This is a genomic window from Leucobacter komagatae (genome assembly GCF_006716085.1).
Taxonomy (GTDB): Bacteria; Actinomycetota; Actinomycetes; order Actinomycetales; family Microbacteriaceae; genus Leucobacter; species Leucobacter komagatae.
Genome location: NZ_VFON01000002.1, coordinates 436208 through 459807, shown reverse-complemented (window position 1 = coordinate 459807; position 23600 = coordinate 436208). Strand labels below are relative to the sequence as shown.

The 23600-nt window shown below is 67.9% G+C and carries 23 protein-coding genes and 1 pseudogene; 19 read left to right on the top strand and 5 right to left on the bottom strand.

What is annotated here, in order from left to right; genetic code table 11:
* Together FB468_RS17715 and FB468_RS17020 are read right to left on the bottom strand one after the other, a co-directional pair.
* A pseudogene (locus FB468_RS17715) lies at window positions 1-1016 on the bottom strand (ATP-binding cassette domain-containing protein); the annotation flags it as partial.
* 246 nt (window positions 1017-1262) lie between these two features.
* Window positions 1263-2702: a carboxylesterase/lipase family protein gene (locus tag FB468_RS17020; protein ID WP_141888017.1), complete on the bottom strand. Its 1440-nt coding sequence runs from the start codon at window positions 2700-2702 to the stop codon at window positions 1263-1265.
* Window positions 2703-3148: 446 nt separating this feature from the next.
* Between FB468_RS17020 and FB468_RS17015 the strand changes: the two genes are divergently transcribed.
* From FB468_RS17015 to FB468_RS16965, 11 genes are all read left to right on the top strand, one after another.
* Window positions 3149-3751: an NADPH-dependent FMN reductase gene (locus tag FB468_RS17015; RefSeq protein WP_141888018.1), complete on the top strand. Its 603-nt coding sequence runs from the start codon at window positions 3149-3151 to the stop codon at window positions 3749-3751.
* Between the two features lie 51 nt (window positions 3752-3802).
* Complete coding sequence (locus tag FB468_RS17010) at window positions 3803-4720, top strand: carbohydrate kinase family protein (protein ID WP_246055917.1); 918 nt, start codon at window positions 3803-3805, stop codon at window positions 4718-4720.
* Window positions 4721-4848: 128 nt separating this feature from the next.
* Entirely contained in the window at window positions 4849-5781 is a 933-nt protein-coding gene (locus tag FB468_RS17005; protein ID WP_141888020.1) for an alpha/beta fold hydrolase, read from the top strand.
* A gap of 92 nt (window positions 5782-5873) precedes the next feature.
* The gene (locus tag FB468_RS17000) at window positions 5874-6545 is read left to right on the top strand and encodes a response regulator transcription factor (RefSeq protein ID WP_141888021.1); all 672 of its coding nucleotides are present in this window, start codon (window positions 5874-5876) and stop codon (window positions 6543-6545) included.
* A gap of 3 nt (window positions 6546-6548) precedes the next feature.
* On the top strand, window positions 6549-7937 hold the full coding sequence (locus tag FB468_RS16995; protein WP_141888022.1) for a sensor histidine kinase: 1389 nt from the start codon (window positions 6549-6551) through the stop codon (window positions 7935-7937).
* Window positions 7930-8910: a TAXI family TRAP transporter solute-binding subunit gene (locus FB468_RS16990; RefSeq protein ID WP_141888966.1), complete on the top strand. Its 981-nt coding sequence runs from the start codon at window positions 7930-7932 to the stop codon at window positions 8908-8910. Before FB468_RS16995 ends, FB468_RS16990 begins: the two co-directional genes overlap by 8 nt.
* A 233-nt stretch (window positions 8911-9143) precedes the next feature.
* Window positions 9144-9890: an amino acid ABC transporter ATP-binding protein gene (locus FB468_RS16985; RefSeq protein ID WP_141888965.1), complete on the top strand. Its 747-nt coding sequence runs from the start codon at window positions 9144-9146 to the stop codon at window positions 9888-9890.
* Between the two features lie 54 nt (window positions 9891-9944).
* Complete coding sequence (locus FB468_RS16980; RefSeq protein ID WP_141888964.1) at window positions 9945-10856, top strand: glutamate ABC transporter substrate-binding protein; 912 nt, start codon at window positions 9945-9947, stop codon at window positions 10854-10856.
* Window positions 10857-10931: 75 nt separating this feature from the next.
* Entirely contained in the window at window positions 10932-11588 is a 657-nt protein-coding gene (locus FB468_RS16975) for an amino acid ABC transporter permease (protein ID WP_141888963.1), read from the top strand.
* Window positions 11585-12511: an amino acid ABC transporter permease gene (locus tag FB468_RS16970; protein ID WP_246056033.1), complete on the top strand. Its 927-nt coding sequence runs from the start codon at window positions 11585-11587 to the stop codon at window positions 12509-12511. The genes FB468_RS16975 and FB468_RS16970 overlap by 4 nt, the downstream gene beginning before the upstream one ends.
* Window positions 12512-12589: 78 nt before the next feature.
* On the top strand, window positions 12590-13393 hold the full coding sequence (locus FB468_RS16965) for a TSUP family transporter (RefSeq protein WP_141888961.1): 804 nt from the start codon (window positions 12590-12592) through the stop codon (window positions 13391-13393).
* Window positions 13394-13559: 166 nt separating this feature from the next.
* Here the strand turns inward: FB468_RS16965 and FB468_RS16960 are convergent, their stop codons facing one another.
* The 3 genes from FB468_RS16960 to soxR form a co-directional block, all read right to left on the bottom strand.
* Window positions 13560-14600: a hemolysin family protein gene (locus FB468_RS16960; protein ID WP_141888960.1), complete on the bottom strand. Its 1041-nt coding sequence runs from the start codon at window positions 14598-14600 to the stop codon at window positions 13560-13562.
* Window positions 14597-15958 carry a hemolysin family protein gene (locus tag FB468_RS16955; protein WP_141888959.1) on the bottom strand — a complete coding sequence of 454 codons (1362 nt, stop codon included), beginning with the start codon at window positions 15956-15958 and terminating at the stop codon, window positions 14597-14599. The genes FB468_RS16960 and FB468_RS16955 overlap by 4 nt, the downstream gene beginning before the upstream one ends.
* 355 nt (window positions 15959-16313) lie before the next feature.
* A complete protein-coding gene (soxR, locus tag FB468_RS16950; RefSeq protein ID WP_141889007.1) occupies window positions 16314-16766 on the bottom strand; it encodes a redox-sensitive transcriptional activator SoxR in 453 nt (150 codons plus the stop codon).
* A gap of 106 nt (window positions 16767-16872) precedes the next feature.
* On the opposite strand from soxR, the gene fdxA reads away from it, so the two are divergent.
* From fdxA to FB468_RS16910, 8 genes are all read left to right on the top strand, one after another.
* On the top strand, window positions 16873-17202 hold the full coding sequence (gene fdxA / locus FB468_RS16945) for a ferredoxin (protein ID WP_119283428.1): 330 nt from the start codon (window positions 16873-16875) through the stop codon (window positions 17200-17202).
* A complete protein-coding gene (locus tag FB468_RS16940) occupies window positions 17199-18569 on the top strand; it encodes an FAD-dependent oxidoreductase (protein ID WP_141888958.1) in 1371 nt (456 codons plus the stop codon). The genes fdxA and FB468_RS16940 overlap by 4 nt, the downstream gene beginning before the upstream one ends.
* The gene (locus tag FB468_RS16935; protein WP_141888957.1) at window positions 18566-19132 is read left to right on the top strand and encodes a flavin reductase family protein; all 567 of its coding nucleotides are present in this window, start codon (window positions 18566-18568) and stop codon (window positions 19130-19132) included. Before FB468_RS16940 ends, FB468_RS16935 begins: the two co-directional genes overlap by 4 nt.
* A 23-nt stretch (window positions 19133-19155) precedes the next feature.
* Window positions 19156-19755 (top strand): superoxide dismutase, encoded by a 600-nt coding sequence (locus FB468_RS16930; protein WP_141888956.1) that lies wholly within the window; start codon window positions 19156-19158, stop codon window positions 19753-19755.
* 102 nt (window positions 19756-19857) lie between these two features.
* Window positions 19858-20571: an SDR family NAD(P)-dependent oxidoreductase gene (locus tag FB468_RS16925; protein ID WP_141888955.1), complete on the top strand. Its 714-nt coding sequence runs from the start codon at window positions 19858-19860 to the stop codon at window positions 20569-20571.
* 212 nt (window positions 20572-20783) lie between these two features.
* Window positions 20784-21458, top strand: a complete 675-nt coding sequence (locus tag FB468_RS16920) for a M15 family metallopeptidase (RefSeq protein ID WP_211359208.1) — start codon at window positions 20784-20786, stop codon at window positions 21456-21458.
* Window positions 21455-22615, top strand: coding sequence for an alanine racemase (gene alr / locus FB468_RS16915; RefSeq protein WP_246056032.1), 1161 nt, complete (start codon window positions 21455-21457; stop codon window positions 22613-22615). Before FB468_RS16920 ends, alr begins: the two co-directional genes overlap by 4 nt.
* Window positions 22612-23595, top strand: a complete 984-nt coding sequence (locus tag FB468_RS16910) for a D-alanine--D-alanine ligase family protein (protein WP_141888954.1) — start codon at window positions 22612-22614, stop codon at window positions 23593-23595. The genes alr and FB468_RS16910 overlap by 4 nt, the downstream gene beginning before the upstream one ends.
* The last annotated feature ends 5 nt before the right edge of the window (window positions 23596-23600 follow it).

Below are 23600 nucleotides of genomic sequence, written 5' to 3'. Positions count from 1 at the left end.
CGTGCGCTTCGAGCGCCTCCTGCTCCTGTGCACGCTCTGGACGAGGCCGCCCGCCCGGGTAGCACGAGCGTGCTTTCCGGTGCCCTTTTCCGGGCCGCCAACCTGACACGAGCCGGTTCTGCGCCTGTGACAGGCTTTCCTGGAGCCTCGCTGCTTCGGCACGCTGCTGTTCGTAGGCTTGGTCCCATCGGGCGCGCTCGGCAAGCCTGCCCTCCCGGTACCCGGCGTAGCCGTTGCCGTAGACCCGCAAGCGGTTGTCGGGTGTGGGGTCGAGGTCGATGATCGTCTCCGCAGCGTCTGCAAGGAGCGCTCGGTCGTGGCTGACGAACACGACGCCGCCGGCACGCTGCCGAATCTGCGCCGTCAAGAACTCGAGCCCGCTGGCGGTCGAGGTGGTTCGTCGGCTCGTCGAGCAGCAGAAAGTCGTCGTCGGCGCCGAGGAGGCAAGCGAGCCGCACGCGGTAGCGCTGCCCAACCGACAGCCTGTCGAGCGGGGTTCGCATGTCGGTCTCCGCGCCGAGCGCCTCGAGCGCGATGGTGACTCGCCGCTCCGCGTCCCAGGCGTCGAGGGCCTGGGCCGTCTCGAGCGCCTCGGCGTAGGCTGACTCAGCAGCTGCTGAGTCAGCGCTCGCTGAACCGCCGCCCGCGGGGACACCGCCAGCGAGTGCGGCAGCTGCCGTGTCGAGGGCGGCGAGCGCAGCGAGCGGCCGTGCGATGGCACGGGCGACGGCGTCGCCGACGGTGCTGCCGGCGTCTGCCTCCATTTCCTGTTCCGCGATAGCGAGCGTGCCGATGCGGTGGACGGTGCCCTCATCGGGCTGGATGCTGCCCTCGAGGGTATGCAGCAGCGTCGTCTTACCGCGGCCGTTCTCGCCGACGATCCCGATGCGCGATATTGGCGTGACAACGAGATCGACGTCGTTCAGGACCCGCTGCGGTCCTCGGAGAACAGTGACGCCTGACACGGTGAGCTGGGCGCGATGGCGCGCCGAAATGGACGTTGTAGGGGTATGCATGTAGTTCCTTGTGCCTGGCGCACACCGGTGCCTGCTGCGGCTGGGGTTATCGAGCAACAGTGCCTGCGGGGTGCGCAAATAACGGTGACCCGGTGGGGTCAAAGCTGGGCTCGCCGCGCTCGGAAGTACTCACGAGGGGCGGGCAGAGCAGCCGTTACAGGAAGAAGTAATGCATGATTCAAGCGTACAGGAGTGGCCGCTGCGCGCAAGCGCCGCCTGCGAGGGCCCGGCCCGCGGGCCCTCCTGCTACCCGAGCGCGTCGACGATCGCGGCCCGGCGCTGCGCCACAGTCTCCGACCGCTCGTTGAACACCCGCGTCGCGCGGCCCTCGCCAAACGCTGGCCAGCCGGGGTCACCGTCGCGGATGAACGCGACCCAGGCCGCGTGCATCTCCCTGCCGAGGCCGGCTGGCGCCCCCTCGCCGTTCAGGCGCACGGCGTCTTCGTCTTCGAGAAGGTCGAACGCGAATGCAAGATCGAGAGCGTGAGCCGCTCGCAGGTCGCGAACGGGGCTCTCCCACGCGAACTCGTAGACGAACGTCGGCGCGGTGCGGGCGCGCGCGACCCTCGTTGCCGGTGCCCGGAGGAGCTTGTCGGTGACGATCTGCCCAAGCTGCTCCCCGGGGGTCGCCGAGGGGAAGGCCTTGCGGACAGCGCGGGCGGCCCGGCCCGGCACCCGCATCGCGAGCCGCGCGATCCACGCCTTCGCCCCGCTGATACCCGCGAGCGCCTCGGGCGTGAACCAGAGCCGGTACTCGTCGGTGTTCGTGCCGATCAGGATCGGGGTATCGATGCCCGCGAGCGCGTCGACGGGGGAGGCGGGGAGAGATTCCGGATCCAGAGCGAGCGCGTACCCCGGCGTCCCGCTGAGGGGCGACGACCCGGCAGCGATCTCGCTGCGCGCCCGAAGCAGGTCCGCGGGTTCGGCGGCGGCGAACGCCTCCCGCGACGTGGAAATGCCGAGCTGCTTCGCGATCGCGTCAGACGCACGGCGGGCTTTTACCGCGTCGACAGCCTCGAGCGGGCCGGATTGGATGATCGCTCGGGCGGCCTTTGCCCGGGCCTGCGGCTGCGAGAGGAGTGCGGCGACGAGGGCCCCACCGGCGGACTCGCCCATGATGGTGATGCGGCCCGGGTCGCCGCCGAACGCCGCGACCTCGCGGTGCGCCCAGTCGAGCGCGGCCTGCGCATCACGCAAGCCGAGGTTCAGCGGTGCGCCGTCGAGCACGCTGAAGCCCTCGGCGCCCAGTCGATAGTTCGCCGAGACGAAGACGATGCCGTCGCGCGCGAAGGTGCGGCCGTCGTACCCGCTCTGCGCCGCGGCACCGCGCTCGAGCGCCCCGCCGTGGAGCCACAGCACGACGGGCGCGCCCGCGGCGTCTGCTGGCGCCCACACGTTCACGGTCAGGATCTCCGTGCCCTCGATCGCGGGCACCTTGATGAGTTCGCCGAGGCTGCCCTGGTAGGGCGTCTGCGGGGCGGTCGGGCCGAATGCTTTGGCTTGGAGCGGTTCATTCCACGCCTCGGGCTGCTCGGGGGCGCGGAATCGGAGCTCGCCAAATGGCGCCTTGGCGTAGGGAATCCCGAGGAAGCGGCGAATCCCGTTGGACTCTGAACCGACGACCTCTCCGAGCGTGGTCGTGACCGTCGTCGTGTTTGCGCTGCGCTGCGCCTCAGCATCTCCCATGAAGCCTCCTATGTTGGCTTAAGAGTATTGGGTGCGGGCGTTGTGCGGCTAGTTCGGGGTTGGGTTCGGTGCGGGGCGTTCGGGTCCGCTGGGGCCCGTTGGGTTGGGTTCGCCGCCGCTGCCACACCCGCCACACCTCATTTTCTCGAGTTCACACCAAACTTGGCCGGAATTACACGTGTTCTCGAGAATTTGGGGTGCTTGGGTGGGGCGGGGTGCTTGGGTGGGGCGGGGTGCTGGGGCGGGGCCTAGGCGGCGTGGAGGCCGCGGGAACCCCGGTGTCTCCAACGAACACGGGTGTTCCTGACGCACGAAAAGATACGGGTCAGGCGCGGGAATGGAAGCGCACACCGGGCGTTGACTTCATCTGGGCCGAGCCGATTCACCGGCCAGCCAGAAGACCAGTAGCGCCAATAGTTCAGCGCCCTCGAAAGGATGCACCTCGCATGACCACCCACTCTGAGCAGCCGCTCATCAAGATTATCGTCGGAAGCGTACGCCCGGTGCGCGTTGGCGATCAGCTCGCGGCGGCCCTCGCACCCGCGCTGGCTGAGGCGACTGGCGCCCGCGTGGAGATCGTCGACCTTGCAGAGGTTGGCCTCCCGCTGCTCGACGAGCCGCTGATGCCCGCGATCGGTCAGTACGAGCACGACCACACCAAAGCGTGGAGCGCGACCATCTCGGAGAGCGACGCGGTCGTGTTCTTGACCCCGCAGTACAACGGCGGGTACCCGGCCGCGCTGAAGAACGCGATCGACTTCCTCTTCCACGAGTGGAAGGCAAAGCCGACGTTCGTGGTGAGCTACGGCGGGCACGGCGGCGGAGCAGCTGCTGCGCAGCTGCGCAGCGTGCTCGAGTTCATCGGCCTTGACATTGTCGCGCCCAACGTCGAGCTCACGCTGCCGCGGGAGTCGTACGGATCGGATGGGCGCCTGGTCGACGCGAAGCCTATTCTCGTTTCGCATGACGCCGCTGTTGAAGCGGCGGCGGCACGCCTCTCAGAGAAGTTGCGCGAGCGAGCAGAGCTGAACGCGGTCGCCGGCGCGTAAGCTCATGCCCAGGAGGGCAGCTGCGTGGGGTATTTCGGGAACGCGGGGTCGGTGACGCCGCGTGTGACCGTCGTCGGTGAGGCGCTCATCGACGTCGTGTTGCACGCCGATGGGCGCACCGAGCGCGTGCCCGGCGGTAGCCCGGCGAACGTCGCGCTCGGGGTAGCCCGGCTCGGGGTCGACACTGCCTTCCTGGGATGCATCGGGCGCGACGGCGACGGTGAGGTGGTTGTCGAACGCCTGAGCGCGGCGGGCGTCACTGTGCTGCCGGGGTCGCTGAGCGCGGCCCGCACCCCGACCGCTGAGGCCTTGATCGATGAGTCGGGCGACGCGACCTACCGCTTCGACGTGGCCTGGCACCTGCCGCCAGAGGAAGACGTCGCCCTGTCCGAAGTGCTGCACATCGGCTCGTACAGCGCATTCCTGCAGCCGGGGGCCGACACCGTGCGTGAACTCGCGCGCCGCTCCCGCGAGGCGGGCCGCCTCACAATCTTCGACCCGAACATCCGACCCGCCCTCGTCGGGGAGCCGGGCCCGGTGCGGGAGCGCTTTGAGGGGCTCGTTGCCCTTGCCGACATCGTGAAACTCTCGGACGAGGACGCTGGCTGGCTGTACCCCGGGGAATCGGAGGAGGGGGTGCTGCGCCGGATCCTTGAGCTTGGTGCGGGCCTCGCCGCGATCACCCGAGGGGCCGACGGCGCAACCCTCGCAACCGACTCCGAAATGGTGCGGGTTGCCGCGAAACGAGTGGGCGTCGTCGACACGATTGGTGCCGGCGACAGCTTCACCGCGGCGCTGATACAGAGTCTCGCGTCGCTGACGCCCCAAGCCATCCCGCTCCTTGACACGGCAGAACTCCGGGCGCTCGGCCGCCGGGCGGCGGTCGCGGCAGGCCTCACGGTCGCGCGCCGAGGGGCAGACCTCCCGTCACTCGCCGAGCTCGAAGCGGCTCTTGAGGCAAGCCCCTGAGACGAGCCCCGCCGGCAGAATCCCGCCACGCTGAGGCCGCTCGGCGTTCTCCGAGCCGAGTGAGGCAGAGTCGAAGTACACCTGTCGGCGAGCCCGCCCGCAGTGAGGCCGAAAGGAGCCGGATCGCAATGACGCGCATCAGTGACGAAGGGCGACTGCGGGAGCTGCTCGAACCAGACGGCGGTGAGTTTTCTGAGATTCCCAGCGGCACGCTGAACTACTCACTCACGGGGGAAGCCCGCAACGGCACGGTGCTGCTCATCGCGGGGCTGTCGATGCAGCGCACCGACTGGTCGCCCGAGCTCATCGCCGGGCTCCATGAAGCCGGGTACGCGACGCTCGCCGCCGACAACCGTGACGCGGGCAGGTCGCGCATGAACGACAGCATCCCCACGGACTACAGCCTCGCCGACATGGCGACCGACCTGCGCGATCTGCTCGAAACGCTCGACCCCAACGCCGCCCACACCAACCCTGGCCCCGTGCACGTCGTCGGTATGTCGATGGGCGGGATGCTCGCGCAGCATCTCGCGATGCTCGCCCCCGAGCGCGTGAGGTCGCTCACGTCGCTCATGTCAACGACGGGGGCCCGCGAGGTTGGCCGCCCCGAACAGGCGAGCAAATGGGTGTTCCTCACACCTGCCCCGACCGACAGTCGCGACGCCTACCTCGCGTACGCGCAGCGCTACCACGAGGCGCTCGCCGGGCCGTTTTTCGCCGACCCCGAGCGCGCTCGACAGACGGCTGAGATGGCGTGGGATCGCGGGCTCTCGCCGGCAGGCACGGCGAGGCAGCTCGCGGCGATCCAATCGGACGGCGACCGCACCGAGAGGCTGCGCGCCCTGCGAGTGCCGACGCTCGTCGCCCACGGTGACGCCGACCCGCTGATCGGTATCTCCGGTGGCGTCGCGACCGCAGCCGCGATCCCCGGCGCGAGCATGTACGCGATCCCGGGCATGGGTCACACGGTTCCGTGGCAGCGAGCCGCCGAGCTCACGGCCCGCCTCGTCGCCCACTTCGCTGCGGCGGCCGCTTCCGTCGACAGGGCGCACGGTCGCTAGGCTCGGGGAGGAAAAGAAAAAGGAGACGCCCCGAACGGACTACGCTTGAGGCTCGCATCCCACCCGGTCACTGAACGCTTGAGGAAGACCCCATGAACATCCTGATCGTAGAAGACGACGCCCGCGTCGCCGAGGCGCTGAGCGCCTATCTGCGGCAGGCGGGGTACACGACGCACCGAGCGGCCGATGGCGCGTCGGGCATCGAAGCGGTGGGGCAAGACACCGAGGCAGTGATCCTTGACCTCGGGCTCCCTGACATGGATGGCCTCGACGTGTGCCGGCGTATCCGCGGCGTGAGCAGCGTGCCGATCATCATTGCGACGGCCCGCTCGAACGTCGAGTCGCGCATCAAGGGGCTGCATGCCGGCGCCGACGATTTCGTCGTGAAACCCTACGACGTGCGCGAGCTCATCGCCCGTATCGAAGCGGTCACTAGGCGCGCCCGTTCGGCCGCGCCCTCACCCGACGAGAGCTCGAACGTCGAACTCGACGGTCTGTACATTGATTTCGCGAACCGGCTCGTGCTCGCCGAGGGCGCCCCGGTCGAGCTCACCCCGAAAGAGTTCGACATTCTCGCGGTGCTCGCGCGCTACCCGGGTGTCGTGACCCCCCGCGATCGGCTCATCCGTGAGGTGTGGGGAACCGATTGGACGGGCTTCAGTAGGTCGCTCGAGGTGCACGTCGCCTCGATTCGGCGCAAGCTGAACCGGCCCTCGCTCATCGCGACCGTGCGCGGCGTCGGCTATCGGTTGACGGCCGGATAGCCCGTGCGCAGGCGGCTCTTCATCGTCTTTCTGGTGCCGATGACGATCATCCTCGTGGCGCTCGGCGGCGCGTACGGCTGGAGCGCCGCACGGTCGATTCAGCAGCAGGTCACCTCGCAGCTGCTCAGCGACCTCAGCTACTTTACGACGGGCGCGAGCCAGGCGCTGCGGGCGGGCGATCCCGCCATGATCGAGACGGAGCTGCGGCGGTATGGCTCGCTGTACGACGCCGAGGTCGTCGTCTATGACCGCTCGGGTGCGCCGTGGGCCGCGAGCGTGCGAACCCCAACGCTGTCCGAGGAAACGACGAGTCAGGTGAACCTCGCGCTCTCGGGGCGGCGCGGCGAGCCCGCGGGGGAGATGCTCCCCTGGGTGAAGGGCGAGACCGTCATCGTCGAGCCCGTCTTTGACGACGGCAGCGTGATTGGTGCGGTGCACATCTCGGCGAGCACCGATGGGCCGCGGCGCGCGATCCTCACCCAGTGGAGCGCGCTCGTGATCGTGAGCGGCCTGATCATCCTCGCGCTCGTGTGGGCGGTGTATCGACTCGCGAGCTGGGTGCTGCGGCCGCTGCACCGGCTCGACGCCGCGATGGCCGCGATCGAGCACGGCGAGATGGGCGCGCGTATTGACGACGAGACGGGGCCGCCCGAGGCGCGGCGCATGGTGCGCATGTTTAACCAGATGGCCGACGAGATCGAGCGCGTGATGACGCGGCAGCAGGAGTTCGTCATGAACGCTTCGCATGAGCTGCGTAACCCGCTCGGCGCGCTCCTCATGCGGGTCGAATACCTCGCCACGGGGCTCGACGAGGGGTGGATCGACGACGTCGAGCACGCCCGCGAAGAGGGCCGGCGCATGACCCGCATCCTCGACACGCTGCTGAACGTCGCGCGCGATGGGAAGTCAGACTCGGCGTTCGTCGCCGTCGACCTCGCGGCGCTCGCGGAGGATCGCGCGGCCGGCTGGCACGAGCGCGCCGCCGACTCGTGGGTGGTGTTTCACACGCGGGCCGTGGGCGACGTGTGGGCCGTCACCGACCGCATGGCAGTCGAAACCGCGCTCGACGCGATCATCGACAACGCGCTGAAGTTCGCGCCTCGCGGAAGCGCGATCGACCTCTCGGTGACGACGCGGGAGGGCGAGCACGTGATCTCGGTTCGGGATCGGGGCCGGGGGCTTGAACCCGAGCAGCTCGAGCAGGCGACCGCGAGGTTCTGGCGCAGCCCGCAAGATCAGAACGTGCCGGGGTCGGGGCTCGGCCTCGCCATCGCCTCTGACCTGCTGCACACGCTCGGCGGGCGGCTGCGGTTGTCGTCGCCAACGGGTGGCGGTCTCGAAGTTGAGCTCATCCTGCCGGGCGCGAGCGAGAGCGGGGGCGAGCGTGCGTAGGGGCGACGGGGAGCGAAGGCTCTCACCGCGGGCCACGAGCCGCGCCCTCTTGGGCGGGCTCGCGGCGCTGACGCTTGCGCTCTCGGGCTGCAGCGCCGCGGCGAACAACGCGGAGCAGCTTGTGATCGCGGGCGGCGCGTCGACAGGGATCTACTACTCGTACGGCGGCGCCCTCGCGGGCGAGCTCCGTGGCGAGGGGCTCGACGCCGTCGTCGCGACGAGCGGAGGCTCCGTTGACAATCTCTTGCGGGTCGGCAGGGGCGAGGCGATTCTCGGGTTCGCGCAGGCCGACGCGGCCGCAGATGCGATCTCGGGTGTCGGGGCCTTCGACGTGCCGCTTCCTGTCCAGGGGGTCGCCAGGGTCTATGACGAGTACGTGCAGGTGGTCGTGCCCGAGGAGTCACCGGCCGAGCATATCCCTGACCTCGCGGGGCTACGCGTCTCCGTCGGCGAGGTGAACTCCGGTGTCACCGTCATCTCCGATCGCGTGCTGCGCGCCGCCGGGATCGATGAGGGCGACTTTGTGCCCGTGCGTCTCGGGCTCGACGATTCGGTTGCTGCGCTCGCTCGCGGCGACATCGACGCGTTCTTCTGGGTGGGCGGCGTGCCGACACCCGGCATCCAAGAGCTGTCGAAGACAACCCCGCTGCGGATGCTACCGATCCGGCCCGAGACCGTTGAGAAGGTGAACTCGGGCCACGCCGGCGTCTATCGGCTCTCCGATTTCCCGGTCGGCACCTACGGAGCGGCTGAACCGGTCGAGACGATGACGATCCCGAACTACCTTGTCGCGGCCGCCGATGCGCCCGAGCGCCTCGTCTACGAGGTCGCGCGCACCCTGTTCGAGTCGCGCACCGACATCGCCCGCACCGTCCCCGCCGCCGCGCTACTCGACCGGCGACAGGCGATCTTCACGAGCCCGCTGCCGCTCCACCAGGGGGCCGCGAAGTACTACGTCGAGAGCCGCCACTAGCCGCAGGGGGCCCTCGCGCAGGCGGCGCTCGCCGCCGCTGAACCTCAAGAGAAGCTCAAGACGAGCCTCAAGATACCCTCAACGCCCGTGACTTTGGAGATTCGCGCTCACTAGCGTGGGGCTGATCGGTTCAAGGACGAGCAAGCGACTCGCTCTTCGAACCTGGCAACCCAAGCAGTGTGCCGACGCAGCGCAGCCCGCGCTCGCGGTCAGGATCCAAAGGTGGAACATAGATGAGTGCGAGCGAACCGCTGGTCGTCGTCGAGAACGTGCAGAAGCACTACGGTGATTTTCAGGCGCTGACCGACGTGAACCTCACGGTCGACCGTGGCGAGGTCGTCGTCGTGATTGGCCCATCGGGCTCAGGCAAGTCGACGCTCTGCCGGTCAATCAACCGGCTCGAGACGATCACGAGCGGCTCGATCCGCATCGACGGCAAGGAGCTCCCGGCCGAGGGCAAGGGGCTTGCGAAGCTCCGCGCCGAGGTCGGGATGGTGTTCCAGTCGTTCAACCTGTTTGCGCACCTCACAATCCTTGAGAACGTCACACTCGGACCCATCAAGGTGCTCGGCAAATCGAAGGCCGAGGCGAACCGCGAGGCGATGGAGCTGCTCACCCGCGTCGGCGTCGACAAGCAGGCATCGAAGCTGCCCGCGCAGCTCTCCGGCGGCCAGCAGCAGCGTGTCGCGATCGCGCGCGCTCTCGCAATGCACCCCAAGGTGATGCTGTTCGACGAGCCCACGAGCGCACTCGACCCCGAGATGATCAACGAGGTGCTCGACGTGATGGTCGGCCTCGCGAAGGAGGGCATGACCATGGTCGTGGTCACCCACGAGATGGGGTTCGCGCGTAAGGCCGCGGATCGCGTCGTGTTCATGGCCGATGGCCGGATCATCGAGTCGGCGACCCCCGACGAGTTCTTCACGAACCCCGAGAGCGACAGGGCAAAAGACTTCCTGTCGAAGCTCATCACGAACTAACCAGCCGGGCCGCCCGTACCGGGCGACCCGGAACCCCCACCGAAAGGAACGCACATGCGATTCAAGAAAGCTTTTGCAGCGGCTGGTCTGGTTGCGGCGGCAGCGCTGGCGCTGACCGGCTGCAACAGCGGCAGCCCGACGGCTCCCGAGGGCGGCGACACTACCGCCCCGGCCGAGACGAGCACCCCGTGGACGGTTGCCGAGGGCTTCACCCTCGAGGGCAGCCCGACCTTCGACAAGATCGAAGAGCGCGGCAAGGTCGTCATCGGCGTCAAGGAAGACCAGCCCGGCCTCGGCTACTACGACAACGTCACGAAGGAGCGCACCGGGTTCGACGTCGACATCGCGCGCTGGATTGCGGCCTCGATCGGGTTCGACGAAGACAAGATTGAGTACAAGGCGATCGCGTCCGCAAACCGCGAGCAGGCGATCGTGAACGGCGACGTCGACTACTACGTCGGCACCTACTCGATCAACGACAAGCGCAAGCAGGAGATCGACTTCGCCGGCCCGTACTTCATCACCGGCCAGGGCCTGCTCGTCCGCTCGGACGACACCGACTACCAGAAGCTCGAAGACCTGAACGGCAAGACCGTCTGCTCCGCGACCGGGTCGACCCCGATCCAGAACATCAAGGAGAACTTCAAGGAGATCAAGCCGCAGGAGTTCGACCTGTACTCGGCCTGCGTTGAGAACCTCGTGAACGGTCAGGTCGACGCGGTCACCACCGACCAGGCGATCCTCATCGGCTACGCGGCGCAGCAGCCCGATGACCTTAAGGTCACGAGCGGCCCGGTCTTCACCGAGGAGCAGTACGGTGTCGGCCTCGCGAAGGGCGACGACGCGTTCCGCGCGCACATCAACGAGCTCTTCACCGACGGCGGCAGCATCTGGACGAAGATCTTCGACCAGAACCTCGGCCAGTCGGGCATCAAGGTCGACCAGCCCAAGGTCGACGCGTACTAAGCCACGCTTCATCCGCAGTAACGCCCGGGGGCGGAACCCCCGCCCCCGGGCACTCTCTTCACAGAAGGAAGACGAATGGACGTCATCTTCGGGAACCTGGATCTCTGGGGGACCGCGATCGGGAACACGCTGCTCGTGTTCTTCGGCGGCGGGGCTATTGCCCTCGTGCTCGGCCTGATCGTCGGGGCGATGCGAGTATCGCCCGTGCCCATCGCGCGCGGCGTCGGTACCGCGTACGTGAACCTCATTCGCAATACGCCGCTGACGCTCGTGTTCTTCTTCTTCGTGCTCGGCTACCCGGCTCTCGGGCTTGGCCGGATGAACCTGACGGTGCTCGGCATCATCGCGATTGGTGTCTACACCGCCACCTACGTCGCGGAGGTGCTACGCGCCGGCATCAACACGGTGCCCGTCGGGCAGGCCGAGGCGGCTCGCGCCATCGGCCTCCCGTTCGGGCAGGTCATGACCAGCGTGATTCTGCCGCAGGCGTTCCGCTCGGTCGTGCCGCCAATGATGAGCGTGTTCATCGCGCTCCTGAAAAACACAACGGTTGCCGCAGGCTTCTCGATCGCCGAGCTCGCGCAGCTGCGCGCCGCGATCAACGACTCGGGCGACCGCCCCGGCAGCCCCATGGAGGTGCTGCTCTGGGTCGCCGCAGTCTTCGTCGCGATGGTCATGCTGCTGAGCCTCGTGCAAAACCGGCTTGAGAAGAAATGGAGGATCGCGCGATGACCGCCTCAGTGCTGTACGACGTTCCCGGTCCAAAAGCGATTCGACGCAACCGCGTGCTCGCGGTGCTCACGATCGTGGTTGTTGCCGCGATCCTCGGCTTCGTGCTCTACCGCTTCTACCTGACCGGCCAGTTCACCGCGCAGAAGTGGGGGCTCTTCACCTACTCGACGATCTGGGAGCAGATTCTCGCCGCGCTCGGCAAGACGCTTGCGGCATTCGGCGTCGCCGCGGTCGGCAGCCTCGTGGTCGGGTTCGTACTCGCCATTGGCAGGCTTTCCGACCACAGGTGGGTGCGGGTGCCCGTCACTGCGGTGACCGAGCTGTTCCGCGCAATGCCCGTGCTCATCATGATGATGCTCCTCTACTACGGTCTGCCCTCGGTCGGCGTGAAAATGGACCCGTACTGGGCGGTCGTCATCGCGCTCATCGTTTACAACGGCTCCGTGCTCGCCGAAGTGATTCGCGCGGGCGTTGAGTCGCTGCCGCGTGGCCAGAAAGAGGCGGGCTACGCGATCGGCCTGCGCAAGAGCGGCGTGATGCGCCTCATCCTGATGCCGCAGGCGGTGCGGGCGATGCTTCCTGTCATCGTGTCCCAGCTCGTCGTGACGATGAAGGATACGGCGCTCGGGTTCATCATCACCTACCCCGAACTGCTGTACCTTGCGAAGCAGTTCAGCTCGAACGTGCAGTTTGGTCGGCCACTCTTGCAGTCGGCGTTCGTGATAGGCGGCATCTACATCGTGATGTGCTTCATCCTCTCCGGGATCGCGCACTACCTCGAACGGCGCCTGCGCAGCGGCAGCCGCGGTACGGGCGATGCGGGCCTCTCAATCGGGCCGGGTCTTGTGCAGGGCGGGCCAGACCCGCGCATGCACGAGGGCGGCACCGTCACCGAGGTACTCTCGGTACAGGGCGGAAGATAGCGACAACGGGCTCCGCGATGCGGGGCCCGTTTCGCTCTGCCCAGAATTCCACCCCCACACGCTGAGAGGTCACACCGCATGAGCCAGATGGCACTGTCACTCACGCTCATGCCCGAGGGGCTCGACTGGGGCGGCCTCGTCTTGCTGCTGCTCGCAGCCTTCGCCGCGGGCTGGGTCGACGCGGTGGTCGGTGGCGGCGGGCTCATCCAGCTCCCCGCCCTGCTGCTCGTTCCCGGTATCGCGCCCGTTCAGGCCCTCGCGACGAACAAGCTCGCGTCGGTGTTCGGGACGGCGGCGAGCAGCGTGAGCTATTACCGCAGCGTGCGCCCGAGCCTGAAGACCGCCTTGCCCATGGCCGTGATCGCGCTGCTTGCCGCGGTCGGGGGTGCCTCGCTCGCCGCCTTCCTGCCCTCGGAGGTCTTCACTCCGATCATCATGATCGCGCTCGTCGTGGTGGCGCTCATCACAATCTTCAAGCCAGCCCTCGGCGCGGTGACAAAGCTCAAGTATTCGGGCGCGAAGCACGTGGTCCTCGCGGGTGTTGCTGGGGCGGCGATCGGGTTCTACGACGGCCTCATCGGGCCGGGCACGGGAACGTTCCTGGTCATCGCACTCGTCGGGCTGCTCGGCTACGACTTCCTCATGGCGAGCGCGCAGGCGAAAATTGTGAACTTCGCGACCAACCTCGGCGCGCTGCTGCTGTTCATTCCGCTCGGGGTGGTGCTGTGGCCGCTCGGGCTGCTCATGGCGGCGGCGAACGTGGCGGGCAGCGTGCTCGGCTCAAAGATGGCGATTGCCCGAGGGGCGCGCTTCGTGCGGGTCCTGTTTCTCGTCATCGTCGCGGCGCTCATTGTGAAGCTCGGCTTCGACCTGTGGGGGTAGGGCGCTCGCGCCGCCCGCCACCAGCGCTCCCGCCGCCCGCCACCAGCGCTCCCGCCGCCCGCCACCAGCCCATCCGTATGCGATCGGCCCAAGTTACGCCCACCCCGCTACAGGGTTGGCATATCTTGAGCCGATCGCAGGTCTACGGTTCGAAAGGCCGGGAGAGCTAGCGCTGAGCCGCGTCCTGCACCTCACCAATGAGTTCCTCGATGATGTCTTCGAGGAAGAGGATGCCGACGGGCTCACCGTTCGCATCAGTGACGCGAGCCAGGTGGCTGCCGCTCGCGCGGAGCACGCTCAGCGCCTCCTCGGCCTCTGCGGCGGCCGCAACATCAACGAGGTCGCGGAGCCTGTCCGCGGGCACCGGTTGATCCCGATGCTCCGCGGAGCTGAGGTCAAGCACGTCCTTGATGTGAACGTACTGCGTCGGAGCTCCGGCGGGCGCCGCAATGACGAATCGCGAGAAGCCGTGCTTCGCGACCGCGAGCTGCACGTCACGCGGGGTGGCCTGCGCGGGCAGCACGACGAGTGACGAGAACGGCAGCACCACTTCGCCCGCGGTCTTCTCGGTGAACTCGAACGCCGCGGTGACCGTGCCCGAGGCATCGAGCAGCGTCCCCTCTAGCGTCGATTGCTCGACGATGTTCGCGACCTCGTCGAGGGTAAACGCGCTCGTCGCCTCGTCTTTCGGGGTGACCCGGAAGAGCCTGAGAATGCCGTTCGCCACCCAGTTCAACGCGCGAATGAGTGGGCTCACGATGCGCGACACGAACACCAGCGGGGGCGCAAGGATGAGGGCCGCGCGATCCGGCACCGAGAACGCCATGTTCTTCGGGATCATCTCGCCAAAGACGACGTGTAGGAACGTGACGAGGGCGAGCGCGATACCGAATGCAACGCCGGTCACCATCGCGGGGGTCAGGCCGGTCCACGCGAGCGGCACCTCAAGCAGGTGCTTGATCGCGGGTTCGGAGACGTTGAGGATGAGCAGCGAGCACACCGTGATGCCGAGCTGGCTCGTCGCGAGCATGAGCGTCGCGTGCTCCATCGCCCACAGCGTGGTCTTCGCCGAGCGGCTGCCGGCCGCAGCTCGCGGCTCGATCTGCGAGCGGCGGGCGGAGATCACCGCGAACTCGGCGCCAACGAAGAAGGCGTTCACTGCGAGCAGCACGAACAGCCAGACGAGGCCGGGAATGTATTCACTCATCGTGCGTGCTCCGTGGTGTTCTTGGGTGTTGCTGTGCGGGCATGGTCATGCGGGGCGTCGGAAGGGACGAAACGCAGCCGCTCAAGGCGGGCGCCCGCCACCGACTCGACGACGAGCTTGCCGCCTTCGATGTCGACAGTCTCGCCGACTTCTGGGATGCGCTCGAGTTCGGTGAGGAAGAACCCGGCGACAGTGTCGTACTCGTCGCTCTCAGGGACCCGGATCTGTGCGCGCGACCAGAGTTCGTCGGGCCTGAGGGACGCGTCGAAGACGACGGCGTCACCCTCCGAGACAATGCCCTCGTGCAGGGTCGACGGGTCGTCGTGCTCGTCGAGGAGTTCGCCAAGAAGCTCCTCGATGAGGTCCTCGAGGGTGACGATGCCGGCCGTGCCACCGTGCTCGTCGACGACGACGGCGATCTGGTAGCCGCGCCCCTTCAGCGTGCCGAGCAAGGTATCCGCGCCAGCGGATTCGGGAACTCGCAGGAGCTCCGACGAGATCGAAGTGATGGGGGCGTCGCCCCGTCGCTCGTCGTCAACGGCGAAGGCTGACTTCACGTGGGCGATCCCGATCACATCGTCGATATCGTCCCCGTACACCGGGAAGCGCGAGTGGCCCGTCGCGACAGACGCGTCGATCACATCTTGTACCGTGGCGGTGCGGGGAAGTGCCGCGACGCGAACGCGCGGTGTCATCACCTCGTCGGCTGTGCGCTCCGAAAACGTGAGCGTCCGGTGGAGAATGTCGGCGTCGCTCGCGTCGAGCAGCCCCTCGGTCGCCGAGCGGCGGATGAGGTACCCGAGCTCCTCGGCACTCCGGGCGGCCGACAGCTCCTCCTTCGGCTCAATGCCGAATGAGCGGATCACGCGGTTCGCGGTGCCGTTGAAGAGCAGGATCACGGGCTTCAGCACGAACGTGAAGGCCAGCTGAAATGGCACGACAATCTTGGCTGTGGCGAGGGGGACCGCGAGGGCGAAGTTCTTGGGCACCAGCTCGCCGATGATCATGGAGAACAGGGTTGCGAGGGTGATCGCGACGACCGCCCCCACGCCAGGGATAAGCGCCGCGGGGATGCCGATGCTGCTCAGCGGCTCACGCAGCAGCGAGCTGATGGCGGGTTCGAACGTGAAGCCCGCGAGCAGCGTCGTGAGGGTGATGCCGAGCTGCGCGCTCGACAGGTGCGTCGAGGTGACGCGGAGCGCGGAGATCGTGAAGCCGAGGCCCTTCTCGCCGGCCGCCTGGCGGCGCTCAAGGTCGCTGCGGTTGAGATTGACGAGGGCGAATTCCGAGGCCACAAAGAACCCGGTGCCCACGGTGAGGATCACGCCGATGGCGATGCCCCAGAGTTCGGAACTCAATGCTCACCCCGCTTTCGGTCCGCGCTCTGCGGCCTGGTTGGGGTGAGCCTGGGTCTATGACAATCATCCATGCATCGATCATAGAAAACTCGGAGGGCAGGAAAACTGAGACTTTGCCTCGAACCGCGCAAAGTGACAGCCCACCCGTGCGCGGATCACAGCCGCGTAGACCGCACCGTATGCATTCGGCGCAAGGTATCCCCAAGCAAGCCAGGATCGGCATAGGAAGCGTTGATCCCATACGCAGCGTCTGGGGGTTGGGAGCTTTGGGGGCTTGGGCCCAGGGCTGGGGCTGGGCTGGGGCTGGGCTGGGCTGGGCTGGGCAGGGGCTGGGCTGGGCTGTGTGAGGGGCTCCCTACACGGGGATGCGGCGAGCCCCCGCGCCCGTGTCGCCGAGCGCGTCGTCGGGGTTGAGCAGCGAGCATGCCTTCATTGAGAGGCAGCCGCAGCCGATGCAGCCCGTGAGCTCTTTCTCGAGCTGCTCGATGCCCTTCCTGCGCTGCTCCAGCACCTTCTTCCACTCGCGGGAGGCGCGCTGCCAATCCTCGTGCGTTGGTGGGCTCGAGAGCGGAACGTCCGCGAACGCTTCGCGCACGTCCTCGAGCGGGATCCCGAGCCGCTTCGCTACCGAGATGAGTGCGACGCGGCGCAGCATGTACCTCGGGAAGCGGCGCTGGTTGCCAGCCGTGCGCTGCGACGCGATGAGTTCCATTCGCTCGTAGTAGTGCAGGGCAGACACGGGGACGCCAGTGCGGCGGCTCATCTCGCCGATGCTGAGTAGTTCTTCGGGGGAGTGGGCCGGTTCCATCATCGCCTCCAACACGCGGGCCTTGACCTCAACCAAGGTTGAGGTTTTAGCATAGCTGATGTGCCCTCGAAATGTGAGGGCCGAATGCTGGACGAGGGGGATAGCCGTGACATACGTCATCGCGCTGCCGTGCGTAGATCTCAAGGACAAAGCCTGTATCGACGAGTGCCCCGTCGACTGCATCTATGAGGGGGATCGGATGCTGTACATCCACCCTGACGAGTGCGTCGACTGCGGGGCCTGCGAGCCGGTGTGCCCGGTCGAGGCGATCTACTACGAAGACGACCTGCCGGGCGAGTGGCAGGAGTACTACGGTGCAAACGTCGAGTTCTTCGACGCCGTCGGAGCCCCGGGTGGCGCCGCCCGCACCGGCCCCATCCCCGGAGACCATCCCTTTATCGCGGCCCTACCACCTCAGGAGAGTGCACTGGCATGACGCCACATCGAACCGTCGCTATCATCGGAGCCGGCCCCGCCGGCGTCTACGCAGCCGACATTCTGCAGGGGCGAGACGAGACCGTTGAGATCGATCTCTTTGAGAAACTCCCCGCGCCCTACGGGCTCGTGCGGTACGGCGTCTCGCCCGACCACCCCCGCATCAAGAAGATCCAGGACGCGCTGCACGACGTGCTCGAAAGCCCGCGCATCCGCCTCATCTGCAACGTGGAGATTGGCACCGACGTCACGATCGATGAGCTGCGCGAGGCCTACGACGCCGTCGTGATCTCGACCGGAGCCGACCGCGACGTCGACCTGAACATCCCCGGGGCAGACCTGCCCGGGTCGTTCGGCGGCGCCGACTTCGTCGCCTGGTACGACGGGCACCCCGACGCGCCCCAGGAGTGGCAGCTCGACGCCGAGTCGGTGGCCGTGATTGGCGCGGGCAACGTCGCACTCGACGTCGCCCGGATGATCATTACCCAGCCACACCAGCTCACACAGACCGACATTCCCGACCACGTCGAGGCGGCCTTCCGGCAGAACCCGGTGCGCGACTTGCACCTGCTCATCAGGCGCGGCCCCGCCGACGTGCGGTTCTCTCCGATGGAGCTGCGTGAGCTCGGCGCCAGGGACGATGTCGACGTCATCGTCGACCCCGCCGACATGGAGCTCGACGAGCACGCAGAGCGCATGATCGCGCAGTTCAACCAGCGCCGCATCATCATGAAGACGCTCGCTGAGTGGGCGAACACTGACCCCGCGACCCGCACCGCGGCCCGGCGCGTTCACCTGCACTTTTACCAGCAGCCCGCGCAGATCATCGGGGCAGGGGACGCCGGCAGCGAGCGCGTGACCGCGATCGAGATGGAGCGGACGACCCCGGACGAGCTCGGCCGAGTCACCGGAACGGGAGAGACAGTCACCCACAACGTCGGCGCCGTGTACCGCACCATCGGCTACCGGTCGACGCCCGTGCCCGGGGTGCCGTTCGACGAGGTGAGCGGCACGATCCCTGACGCCGCTGGCCGTGTCTTGGGCAGCGACGGGGCCGCGATCCCTGGCCTGTACGCGACCGGGTGGATCCGTCGCGGGCCCGTCGGGCTGATCGGCTCGACAAAATCTGATGCCGCCGAGGCCATCTCGAGCCTGCTCGAAGATCTCGCCGAGCGGCCCGACGTCGCACCGGTTGGGGCTGCCGACGCACTGCGTGAGCGGCTCACGGCCGCTGTCGGCTGGGACGGCTGGCTGCGCATCGACGAGGCTGAGCGACGGCTCGGCGAAGAACGCGGGCGCGAACGCACGAAGATCGTGAATCGCGCCGAGCTGCTTGACCACGCACGAGAGATGGAGCGCAGCCGATGACACACTCGATCCAGGAAGCACAGACAACCCAGAAGGCCCAGGCTGTCCAGGAAGCACAGACAACCGACGCGACCCTCGCGAACGAGTTCAAAGCCGCGTTTCGCTACCACCCCGCCGGCGTCGCCCTCATCACCGCCCAGACGCCGGAAGGGCCGGTCGGCCTCACCGCGTCGAGCGTCGCCTCAGTCGCGGTTGACCCCGCTGCCCTCGTCTTCTCGGTGACGCGCACGACGGGCAGCGCTGGCCTCATCCTCGCCGCTGACACCTTTCTTGTGCACCTCCTCGATGCTGCGCACGCGGGTATCGCCCAAGAGTTCGCAGTCTCCGGCGGCGAGCGCTTCACCCCCGCGCAGGGGTGGACGACGCTCGAGACCGGTGAACCGCACCTGCCGCACGCCCGCGTTGCGCTCCGCGCCCGCACGATGCAGCAGATCGCGGTCGGCGACTCGATGCTCGTCGTCGCCGAGGTGCTCGAGATTCACACCGGGCCGGAGGATCCTGCGGCGAGCGTGCCGATGGCCTACCGAGATCGTGCGTTCACGGCGCTCGGCGAGCGACTCTAATACCCATAACCGAAAGGAACACCATGTCTGTTTACACTCTCCCCGACCTGCCCTACGATTACAGCGCGCTCGCGCCGCACATCTCGGGCCGCATCATGGAGCTGCACCACTCGAAGCACCATCAGGCGTACGTGACGGGCGCGAACACCGCGCTCGAGCAGCTCGCGGAGGCCCGCGAGTCAGGCAACCTCGCGAACGTGAACAAGCTTGAGAAGGATCTCGCGTTCAACCTCGGTGGCCACATCAACCACAGCATCTTCTGGGAGAACCTGTCGCCGAACGGCGGCGGCGAGCCCGAGGGCGACCTCGCAGAGGCGCTCGGCACGCACTTCGGTTCGATCGAGCAGTTCCGCGCGCACTTCACCGCCACGGCCATGGGCGTGCAGGGCTCGGGCTGGTCGGTGCTCGCGTGGGATGAGCTGGGGAAGCGCCCAGTGATCTTCCAGCTGTTTGACCAGCAGGGCAACGCGCCGCTCGGCGTCACCCCGCTGCTGCAGCTTGACGTGTGGGAGCACGCGTACTACCTCGACTACGAGAACGTGCGCGCCGACTATGTGAAGGCCTTCTGGAACCTCGTGAACTGGGAGGACGTTGCGCGCCGGTTCGCGGCTGTCCAGAAGTAAGCGCACGGAACACCCACTGCGCGGGCAGGGCGCGGTCGCTCACGAGGCGGCCGCGCCCTGCCATTTTTGGGAGCGCACCCACACCTACAGGAGGGGGATCACATGTCAGTCTTGATCGTTGGAGCGAGCCGTGGACTGGGGCGCGCGCTCGCCGCAGGCCTCGCTCATGCGGGCCACGAGGTCGTCGGGGTCGCGCGAACGGTGCCCGAGGGCGAGACGAGCGAGACGCGCTGGATCGCGGCGGATCTCGCTCGGCCGAGCGAAGCCGCGGAGCGTATCGCCGCGGGCGCGGGACCCGAGGTCGACACGATCATCTGGAACGTCGGGATCTGGGAGCGGGACGCTTTTAGCGCCGCGTACGATTTCACCGCTCCTGGGGCTGAACACGACGCAGAGATCGAGACGCTCATCACGACGAATGTGACGGCCGCCGTAGTCGTGCTGCGGCGGCTGCTCCCTGCGCTGCTCCGCCACGAGCAGCGCCGCGTGATCATCACCGGCTCGACGTCGGGGCTGCGGGGAAGTGGGCGGCCCGAGGTTGCGTTCGGCGCCTCGAAGCACGCCATCCATGGGATCGCCGACGCGCTGCGCGAGGGGTACCGGGCCGAGCGGCTCGCCGTGACGACGTTGCAGCTTGGCTACTTGAACACCGAGGACGGGCTCGATGTGCCCGAGCGGGAGGCGGCGGAGCGCGGGGCGGGCACGCTCATTCCCGTCCACGACGTCGTCAAGGTCGTGCGCACCCTGCTCGAGCTGTCGCCCGTGGCGTTCGTGCGAGACCTGACGCTGCCCGCGATCCTTGACGAGCGGTTCTGAGGCCCTCGACGAGTATCGCTCGACGAGCCGCCAGACGACTGGGCTAGGGCCCGGGCCGGGGCAAGACTGAGACGCTCGCAGCAAACTCCCAGCCACCCGTCGCCGAACCGAACCGTCCCGTGCCAGAGCGCGCGCGGCGGGGCGAGAGGCTGTGTGCAACGCGGCTCGCACAGGGCTCGCGGCCAGTTCGGTGGCACGAGAGGAGCACACCCGTGACGAGACTTCCCCGAGAAACCTACGTTTCCCCCAAGCAGCACGGCTTTCCCTACCCTTCTTCGGCGGTTCAGCGGCGACGTCGTGCCGTCGCCATTTCCGCGGCGGTCGTCGCCGCCGCCGGAATCGCTGTTGCGGTCGTCGTCGCCCTGATGGCCTCAGTGACGAGCTTGCCGGGCATCGCGAGTGCGAACGACGCCGGCCCGCTGGGAAACGCGGCGGCACCCGCCGACGGCGAGACCGGTGCGATCGACATGTACGAGCCGATTTCGCCGTTCGACGATGGGCACCCGGCGGTGGCGCGGCTTGACCCAGCGCTGCGTGACGCAATTCAGGCTGCGGCAACCGACGCTGAGGCCGACGGCATCGTCATCGAGCTCACGTCAGGGTGGCGCAGCTCCGACTACCAGGCGCTGCTCTTGCGGGACGCGATCGACGACTACGGCAGCGAGGAAGCCGCGCGGGAGTTCGTAAGCACGCCAGAGGCGTCAAACCACGTCACGGGCCAGGCCGTTGACATCGCCAGGGTCGACCCGGCGCTGTGGATCGAGCAGTACGGCAACGCCTATGGCCTCTGCCGTGTGTTTGCGAACGAGAGCTGGCACTTCGAGCTGGCGACAACGCCGGGCGGCGAGTGCCCCCCGATGCTCTCCGATGCGAGCGAGATCTCATGATCGCCGTGGCCCCGCCGCGCACGGGGATGCCCCCGGCCGAGCACAGGCTCGCAGAGATCTTCGTCGACCGCCGGGCGATCGCTCACAACGTCAGGTACTTCAGCTGGGTCACCCAAACCCCGGTGATGGCCGTGGTGAAAGCTGACGCCTTCGGGCACGGCGACATCGCGGAGATCGCGCTTGCGAACGGGGCGACGTGGATCGGGGTCGCGACGATCCCTGAGGCGCTCCGGCTCCGCGAGCAGGGGATCGCGGCGCCCATACTCAGCTGGCTCAATCCCGTCGATGCCGACTGGGCGGCGGCGACCGCTCAGCAGGTCGACGTCGCGGTCACGAGCCTTGAGCAGCTCTACGCGATCGCAGCCGCTGCGGGCGAAGCCGGTGGCACCGCGCGGGTCCACCTTCACCTCGACGTCGGAATGTCCCGTGATGGCGCCCCCACCGAGATCTGGTCGGCACTGTGTGAGTCGGCGCGAGCGCTCGAGGAGGCCGGACGGGTGAGGGTCGTCGGCGTCATGGGGCACCTCTCAAGCGCGGACGACCCAGAGAGCGCGCAGAACGACATCGAGCGCTTGAGATTCGTGAACGGCGTGCGCGCCGCGCACCGTCGGGGCCTCACCCCGAGCGAGCTGCACCTTGCGGCGTCGGCCGGGGCGCTGCACCGGCCCGACTCGCGCTTCACGCTGAGTCGCATCGGCGCGGGCCTCTACGGCATCGACCCTGCCGGGCGCGCCGAGCTGACACCGGCGCTCACGCTCACCGCCCCCGTCGCCCAGCTGCGCAGGGTCGGGGGCGGCGTCGGTGTGGGGTATGGGCACGACTACACGACCGTCGAAGCGACGACGCTCGCGGTTTTGCCGCTCGGGTACGGCGACGGGCTACCGCGCGCGGCGCAGGGTCGCGCTGAGGTGAGTATTCGGGGGCACCGGTTCCCGATTGTTGGAAGGATTTCGATGGATCAGGTGGTGGTTGATGTGGGAAACGCGCAGCTGGAGCTCGGCGACGTCGCGCTCGTGATGGGGCCGGGCGGCCGGGGCGAGCCGACGGTTCGTGAGTGGGCGGCATGGTCGGGCACGATCGAGCACGAGCTCGTGACTCGGCTCGGCGTGCGCAGTAGCCGCGTGCTGCGTACCTCTGACGCGAGGTGGGCGCGATGAGCCGGGCCAGGCATGTCCTCGTTATCGGGGGTGGGGCGAACTCCGAGCATGACGTCTCGCTCGGGTCGGCCGCCGCAGTGCGAGACGCGTTGCTCGCGAGCGGGCACCTTGTCACCGGGCTGACGATTCGGCGTGACGGCAGCTGGGAGACGCCGTCGGGCGCGAGGCTCGGGGTCGCCGCGGCGATCCAACGCTTGCGGGAGAGCGACGTCGTGTTCCCCGCGCTGCACGGCGAGGGGACAGAGGACGGCACGATTGCTGGCCTGCTCGAGACGATCGGCGTACCCTACGTCGGTTCGGGGGTGCGCGCGGGCGCGCTTGCGATGGATAAGTGGGCGGCGAAGCTCATCGCCGAGAAACTCGGGGTAGCGACCGCGGCGGGCGTGCTCATCGACGGTGCCAGCGAGCACGGCGACCCAGCTGCCGTGCGGCTTCCCGTCGTGGTGAAGCCGGTCGCATCGGGCTCCAGCTACGGCGCGGCGCGCGTTGAGCGCGCGGAGGATCTTCGCTCGGCGATCGCGGCCGCGCAGGCCTACGATCCGCGCGTGCTCATCGAGGAGTTCGTGACGGCCCGCGAGATCGATGTCGCCGTCATGCGGCTCGCGAGCGGGGAGATCCACGTCGCGCCTGCGCTCGAAATCGGGAAGGACGCGCAGCAGCTGTTCGACACGGCCTTGAAGTACGACCAGGCGCCCGACTTTCGGGTGCCGGCCGAGCTGCCGCCTGCGGTGGCGGAGTCGCTCGGCCGTGCCGCGCGCGTGATCTACGACGCGGTCGGTTGCGCGGGTGTCGCGCGGGTCGATTTCTTCGTGCGGGGCGAGGAAATCATCTTCAACGAGATCAACACGATGCCCGGAATGACCGAGCACTCGCAGGTGCCGCGTATGTTTGCTGTAGACGGCGTGACGTTTGCGGAGCTGACTGCGCGTCTGGTGGAGGCCGCGTTCGCGCGCAGCGTGCGGGCCGTGCAGCTGACTTGATAGGA

Excerpts from the sequence above, each read along its gene's own strand:
- FB468_RS17020 (WP_141888017.1), bottom strand. The coding sequence starts at position 2,702 with ATGGGAGATGCTGAGGCGCAGCGCAGCGCAAACACGACGACGGTCACG.
- FB468_RS17015 (WP_141888018.1), top strand. The coding sequence starts at position 3,149 with ATGACCACCCACTCTGAGCAGCCGCTCATCAAGATTATCGTCGGAAGC.
- FB468_RS17005 (WP_141888020.1), top strand. The coding sequence starts at position 4,849 with ATGACGCGCATCAGTGACGAAGGGCGACTGCGGGAGCTGCTCGAACCA.
- FB468_RS17000 (WP_141888021.1), top strand. The coding sequence starts at position 5,874 with ATGAACATCCTGATCGTAGAAGACGACGCCCGCGTCGCCGAGGCGCTG.
- FB468_RS16985 (WP_141888965.1), top strand. The coding sequence starts at position 9,144 with ATGAGTGCGAGCGAACCGCTGGTCGTCGTCGAGAACGTGCAGAAGCAC.
- FB468_RS16980 (WP_141888964.1), top strand. The coding sequence starts at position 9,945 with ATGCGATTCAAGAAAGCTTTTGCAGCGGCTGGTCTGGTTGCGGCGGCA.
- FB468_RS16975 (WP_141888963.1), top strand. The coding sequence starts at position 10,932 with ATGGACGTCATCTTCGGGAACCTGGATCTCTGGGGGACCGCGATCGGG.
- FB468_RS16970 (WP_246056033.1), top strand. The coding sequence starts at position 11,585 with ATGACCGCCTCAGTGCTGTACGACGTTCCCGGTCCAAAAGCGATTCGA.
- FB468_RS16965 (WP_141888961.1), top strand. The coding sequence starts at position 12,590 with ATGAGCCAGATGGCACTGTCACTCACGCTCATGCCCGAGGGGCTCGAC.
- FB468_RS16960 (WP_141888960.1), bottom strand. The coding sequence starts at position 14,600 with ATGAGTGAATACATTCCCGGCCTCGTCTGGCTGTTCGTGCTGCTCGCA.
- soxR (WP_141889007.1), bottom strand. The coding sequence starts at position 16,766 with ATGGAACCGGCCCACTCCCCCGAAGAACTACTCAGCATCGGCGAGATG.
- FB468_RS16940 (WP_141888958.1), top strand. The coding sequence starts at position 17,199 with ATGACGCCACATCGAACCGTCGCTATCATCGGAGCCGGCCCCGCCGGC.
- FB468_RS16935 (WP_141888957.1), top strand. The coding sequence starts at position 18,566 with ATGACACACTCGATCCAGGAAGCACAGACAACCCAGAAGGCCCAGGCT.
- FB468_RS16930 (WP_141888956.1), top strand. The coding sequence starts at position 19,156 with ATGTCTGTTTACACTCTCCCCGACCTGCCCTACGATTACAGCGCGCTC.
- FB468_RS16925 (WP_141888955.1), top strand. The coding sequence starts at position 19,858 with ATGTCAGTCTTGATCGTTGGAGCGAGCCGTGGACTGGGGCGCGCGCTC.
- alr (WP_246056032.1), top strand. The coding sequence starts at position 21,455 with ATGATCGCCGTGGCCCCGCCGCGCACGGGGATGCCCCCGGCCGAGCAC.
- FB468_RS16910 (WP_141888954.1), top strand. The coding sequence starts at position 22,612 with ATGAGCCGGGCCAGGCATGTCCTCGTTATCGGGGGTGGGGCGAACTCC.